Genomic DNA, 6,023 nt, shown 5'->3' with positions numbered 1-6,023 from the left:
GATCAGCCGGTTGCCCGCCTGCTTGGCATTGTTCATCGCCTCATAGGCCATGCCCGCCGACATCGACCCGTCGCCGATCACCGCGATCGCGCGGCCGGGCTCGTCCTTCAGTTTGTTCGCGATCGCAAAGCCCAGCGCGGCGCTGATCGAGGTCGAGCTATGCGCGGCCCCGAACGGATCATATTCGCTCTCGCTGCGCTTGGTGAAGCCCGAAAGCCCGCCGCCCTGGCGCAGCGTACGGATGCGATCCCGGCGCCCGGTGACGATCTTGTGCGGATAGCATTGGTGCCCGACGTCCCACACGATCTTGTCGCGCGGCGTGTCGAACACATAGTGGAGCGCGACGGTCAGTTCGACGACGCCCAGCCCGCTGCCCAGATGCCCCCCGGTCGCGCCGACGGCGCTGATCGTCTCGGCGCGCAGTTCGTCGGCGAACTGGCGGAGTTGTTCGGGCTTCAGCTTGCGGAGGTCGGCGGGGACATCCACCGTGTCGAGCAGCGGCGTATGCGGACGGTCGGTCATTTGCCGCCTCATACCGCCAAGCACCGAAACTGTCGAACGAAAAGCCGGTCCCGCCCTCCTCTAAAGAGGCGGAGCCTTTTCGTCGCTCTCCGCGTCCGCGCCGCGCTTGACCGCGTCGATCTGCGCATAGAGGCCGCGCACCATCAGGTCGGTGAACACCAGCATCACGCCGACCATTCCGGCGAACAGCGCGACCGCGACGGCGGGAAACGGCCCGACCGCCTCCAGCCCCGCGCGCCGCATCGCCAGCGCGAGCAGCGCCGCCGCCGCCATCAGCGCATAGCCGGCAAGGCGCGGCGCCCGGCTCATGCCGCACCGGCGCCGCGGACGCGGCATGGAAAAGCGAAGGCGCGACGATCGGACATGCCGCCATGGTGGAACGAAAAGCCCACCATCGCAAGGCGAAGCCTTGGCAGCGGGCGGGGCGGCTTGCACCTGCTCTGGACTGCCGCGCGGCTTCGCCGCTCGCAAGGACGTCCGATGCACGCGGATGCGGGGATCGGCGGCCCGATTCCAGTCACCGCTACCCCATTGCATTGCGGCGTCAATGACTTACACATTGCGCCGAGAGGGGCACCACGACAGGAAGATAAACCGTCCATGGTCGCGCCCGCCCTTCGCTTGCTTTGCCTGCCGTTCCTCGCCCTCCTCGCCGCCGCGATCGGGACGACGTCGCCCGCCGCCGCGGACGAAGCCGCGCTGCCCTATGAGCTGCCGCCCGCCGACCGCAGCCTGAGCGGCGGGCGCGAACTCGGGCCCGCCGACCAACCCGCCCCCGCCCACTATGCGCAGGATCGCGGCGACATCGACGACTCGATCCTGCTGCCCGCCGCGCGCGACCGCGACGAGGACGGCGACCGCCGATGGGCGCGCGACCATTTCGCGGTCGCCGCCGGAGTGATCAGCGTGCCGAGCTACAACGGCTCCGACGAGCGCGCCGTCCTGCCCGCCTTCTATCTGCGCGGGCGCGTCAGCGGCTTCGCCTTTTCGACCCGCGGCACCAATTTGCAGGTCGACCTGATCCGGCAGAAGCGCGGCCAGCGCACCGATTTCAAGTTCGGCCCGATCATCGGCCTGCGCAGCGACCGCACCGGCCGCATCAAGGATGCGCAGGTCGAGGCGCTCGGCGAACGCAAGCTGGCGGTCGAGGCGGGATTGGCGATGGGCGTCACCCGCCAGGGCATCTTCACCAGCCGCTACGATCAGCTCGGCGTCCGCGTCGTCGGGCTCGCCGACGTTTCGGGACGGCACGGAAGCTGGTTCGCCTCGCCGACGATCGACTATGGCACCCCGCTGTCGAAGCGCGCCTATGTCGGCGTCTCGGCGTCGCTGAACATCTATGGCAAGGGCTTCGGCCGCTATTATTACGACGTCGATCCGCTCGGCAGCGCCGCGAGCGGCCTGCCCGTCTACGACCGCGCCGGGCGCAAGGCGACCGCGGGCAAATATACGATCGGCCTCGCCGGCGCCTGGGCGCTGTCGGGCGATCTGCGGAAGGGATTCGTGCTGCTCGGCGGCGCGCAATACGGCCGCATGACCGGCCGTTTCGCCGCGTCGCCGATCGTCCGCGACGCCGGCAGCGCCGACCAGTGGGTCGGCGGCGTCGGCATCGCCTATCAATTCTAGGACGGATCGACATTCAGAAGATGGCGAGCCGGAGTCGAAGACGACCACAGGTCAAAATGGTGGATTTTTCGGGACCCGGAGCGCAGCGTGCTGACGGCACGTGAGCAGCGGAAGCGCGAAAAGCCGCCATTTGCAGGCCGCCAGAGCTGAATGTCGATCCGTCCTCGGGGAAAGACCCGACCCGAACCCGTTCGTGTCGAGCGAAGTCGAGACACCCATCAGTGTGGCACCAGGCTGTGATGACTCTTTTCCGTCACCCTGAACTTGTTTCGCAATTATCCCCATCCGACAGGTGAGCGTTCCCCGGCGAAAGCCGGGGTCCAGATGGCACAGCGCTGCCTCGCATGGACCCCGGCTTTCGCCGGGAATCACCAGCGTCCCTGTCTCAAGGGTATAAATACCAACTTGTTTCAGAGCCTGCCCCGGACCCGATCCGGGGGGCCATGGTCTGCCCTCCAATAAAAAGGCGACGCAAAAGGGAAGGCCCGGCCATGGATGCTGAAACGAGTTCAGCACGACGAAGGAACAGGTCAGCCTACGGAAGGCTGAACCCCACCCCGGCTTTGACTTCGATCAATGCAGAGACGTGACTCGTGCGACAGATTAGGGCATAAACCCTAGTCAGATAATATGGGAGCGGAACAGACCATGACGACAGCGATCGGGGCGGCGTCGGCCGCCGCCACCCCCGGCACGGCCGCCGAACCGACTCACGTCGACGTGCTGATCGTCGGCGCGGGCATTTCGGGCATCGGATCGGCCTGGCACCTGCAACAGCAATGCCCGGGCAAAAGCTACGCGATCCTCGAGATGAAGGAGACGTTCGGCGGCACGTGGGAGACGCATAAATATCCCGGCGTGCGGTCCGATTCGGACCTCTACACCTTCGGCTACCGCTTCAAGCCGTGGGTCGGCGCGCCAATCGCCAGCGGTGCGGAGATCCTCAAATATCTGGGCGAGGTGATCGAGGAAAACGGCATCGGCGACCATATCCGCTACGGCCACCGCATCACCGCCTGCCGCTGGTCGAGCGACGCCAATCGCTGGACGGTCGAGGCGGTGCGCAAGGCGGACGGCGCCGCCGTCGCCTTCACCGCCGATTTCCTGTGGATGTGCCAGGGCTATTACGACCATGAAAAGCCCTATATCCCCGACTGGCCGGGCCTGTCGGACTATAAGGGGCAGTTCGTCCACGCCCAGCTGTGGGACCCGAACACCGATTATGCGGGCAAGCGCATCCTCGTCATCGGGTCGGGCGCGACCGCCGCGACCATCGTCCCCGCCTTCGCCGAAAAGGCCGCGCATGTGACGATGCTCCAGCGCTCGCCGACCTATTTCTTCTGTTCCGAGAACAAGAACGAGCTGGCCGACCGTCTGCGCGAGGTCGGGATCGACGAACCGACGATCCACCGCGTCGTGCGCGCGCAGATCATGTACGATCAGGACCAGCTCACCCGCCGCGCCCAGACCGAACCCGATGCGGTGTTCGAGGATCTGAAGGAGCTGATCCGCCTTTTTTCGGGCAACCCGGACTTCCAGTTCGAGCCGCATTTCACCCCGCGCTATCGCGTATGGCAGCAACGGCTGGCCTTCTGCCCCGAAGGCGACATCTTCCGCGCGGCGACCGAGGGCAAGCTGACCGTCGTCACCGACACCATCGACCGCTTCACCGAAACCGGCGTCCGCACGTCGGACGGAACCGAGATCGAGGCCGACATCATCGTCGCCGCGACCGGATTCAACCTGTCGGTGATGGGCGGCATTCCCTTCAGCGTCGACGGGCGGACGGTCGATTGGGGGGACACCGTCACCTATCGCGGCATGATGATGACCGGGGTGCCCAATCTGGCGTGGGTGATGGGCTATTTCCGCGCGAGCTGGACGCTGCGCGTCGACATGATGGGCGACTTCGTCTGCAACCTCCTCAACCACATGGACGACATCGGCGCAAAGAAGGTCGAGGTCGCGCTGCGTCCCGAGGATCAGGGCATGGACATCCTGCCGTGGATCGAGGAGGATAATTTCAACCCCGGCTATCTGATGCGCGGCCTGTCGAAAATGCCGAAGCGCGGCGACAAGTCCGAATGGCGCCATAATCAAGATTATTGGGCCGAAAAGGACGCCTTCCCGCACATCGACCTGACGGACCCCGCCTTCGTCTACGACGGCCAGCGGGCGACGAAGCGCGAGGCGGTGGCGGCGGAGTAACCCGGAACCGCCCGATGGACAGCGCGCGCCCGCGCGGCTAAGGTGGTAGCATCCCCGGGGAGCCTAGCGCGCAAACGCAGGTTGAGAGCGGAATAGACCGCGACCCGTCGAACCTGATCCCGGTAACTCGGGCGGAGGGAGGGTTGGCGTTCCGCGCGGAATCCCAGACCTCGCTCCGTAGCAATGGAGCGACTGCCATGGCCGATATCGATTCCCGCCTCGACAAGACGACCGCCGCCAGCATCGGCGTCACCACCGGCCCGATCCGCGGCAGCCGCAAGGTCCATGTCGCGTGTCCCACCGGCAGTGGCATCCGGGTCGCGATGCGCGAGATCGACCTCGACCCGCACTCGGGTGAGCCCAGCGTCCGCGTCTACGACACCAGTGGCCCCTACACCGACCCGAACGCCCGCATCGACATCGCGCAGGGCCTCCCCGAACTGCGCGCCGCGTGGATACGCGCCCGCGGCGACGTCGAGGAGGTGGCGCAGCGCGAGGTGCAGCCGGAGGATAATGGTCAGCTCGGCCCCGACCGCAGCGGCGGCGTCCCCGCCTTCCCCAACGTCCGCAAGACCGTGCTGCGCGCCAGGCCGGGCGCGAACGTCAGCCAGATGCATTACGCCCGCCGCGGCATCGTCACGCCCGAGATGGAATATGTCGCGACGCGCGAGAATCTCGGCCGCGAGCGGCTGGCCGAATATGTCCGCGACGGGCAGGACTGGGGCGCGAACATCCCCGATTACGTCACCCCCGAATTCGTCCGCGAAGAGGTCGCGCGCGGGCGCGCGATCATCCCCAGCAACATCAACCACCCCGAAAGCGAGCCGATGGCGATCGGCCGCAACTTCCTCGTCAAGATCAACGCCAATATCGGCAACAGCGCGGTCGCGTCCGACGTCGCGACCGAGGTCGACAAGATGGTCTGGTCGATCCGCTGGGGCGCCGACACCGTCATGGACCTGTCGACGGGGCGCAACATCCACGACACGCGCGAATGGATCATCCGCAACAGCCCGGTGCCGATCGGCACCGTCCCCATCTATCAGGCGCTCGAGAAGGTCGGCGGCATCGCCGAGGAGCTGACGTGGGAGATTTTCCGCGACACGCTGATCGAGCAGGCCGAGCAGGGCGTCGATTATTTCACCATCCACGCGGGCGTCCGCCTGCCCTACGTCCCGCTCGCCGCGAAGCGCGTCACCGGCATCGTCAGCCGCGGCGGCAGCATCATGGCGAAATGGTGCCTCGCGCATCACAGGGAAAGCTTCCTCTACGACCATTTCGACGAGATCACCGAAATCATGAAGGCCTATGACATCGCCTACAGCCTCGGCGACGGCCTGCGCCCCGGCAGCATCGCCGACGCGAACGACGAGGCGCAGTTCGCCGAACTCTACACGCTCGGCGAACTCACCAAGCGCGCGTGGGAGCAGGATGTGCAGGTGATGATCGAGGGCCCGGGCCACGTCCCGATGCACAAGATCAAGGAGAACATGGACAAGCAGCTCGAAGCCTGCGGCGAGGCGCCCTTCTACACGCTCGGGCCGCTGACCACCGACATCGCGCCGGGCTACGACCATATCACCAGCGGCATCGGCGCCGCGATGATCGGCTGGTACGGCACCGCGATGCTCTGCTACGTCACGCCCAAGGAGCATCTCGGCCTGCCC

The 6,023-nt window shown here is 66.4% G+C and carries 5 protein-coding genes and 1 riboswitch; of the genes, 3 read left to right on the top strand and 2 right to left on the bottom strand.

From position 1 onward, the window contains the following. Positions 1-522 (bottom strand): 1-deoxy-D-xylulose-5-phosphate synthase N-terminal domain-containing protein (locus ABS88_RS23150; RefSeq protein WP_286750716.1); only part of this gene is annotated, 522 nt, incomplete at its 3' end. 60 nt (positions 523-582) lie between these two features. Beyond that, positions 583-831 (bottom strand): hypothetical protein, encoded by a 249-nt coding sequence (locus tag ABS88_RS23145; protein WP_148650931.1) that lies wholly within the window; start codon positions 829-831, stop codon positions 583-585. Positions 832-1,122: 291 nt separating this feature from the next. On the opposite strand from ABS88_RS23145, the gene ABS88_RS23140 reads away from it, so the two are divergent. The 3 genes from ABS88_RS23140 to thiC form a co-directional block, all read left to right on the top strand. Continuing rightward, positions 1,123-2,148 carry a MipA/OmpV family protein gene (locus ABS88_RS23140; protein ID WP_286750715.1) on the top strand — a complete coding sequence of 342 codons (1,026 nt, stop codon included), beginning with the start codon at positions 1,123-1,125 and terminating at the stop codon, positions 2,146-2,148. Positions 2,149-2,796: 648 nt separating this feature from the next. Beyond that, on the top strand, positions 2,797-4,356 hold the full coding sequence (locus tag ABS88_RS23135) for a flavin-containing monooxygenase (protein WP_286750714.1): 1,560 nt from the start codon (positions 2,797-2,799) through the stop codon (positions 4,354-4,356). Between the two features lie 45 nt (positions 4,357-4,401). Beyond that, positions 4,402-4,513, top strand: a riboswitch (TPP riboswitch). A gap of 40 nt (positions 4,514-4,553) precedes the next feature. Beyond that, positions 4,554-6,023, top strand: a 1,470-nt coding sequence (gene thiC / locus ABS88_RS23130) for a phosphomethylpyrimidine synthase ThiC (RefSeq protein ID WP_286750713.1), incomplete at its 3' end; no start/stop codon positions are given.

This window comes from Sphingopyxis sp. SCN 67-31, from assembly GCF_001725095.1.
Note: the sequence above shows the minus strand (reverse complement) of the source record. Positions and strands in the feature narration are given on the sequence as shown.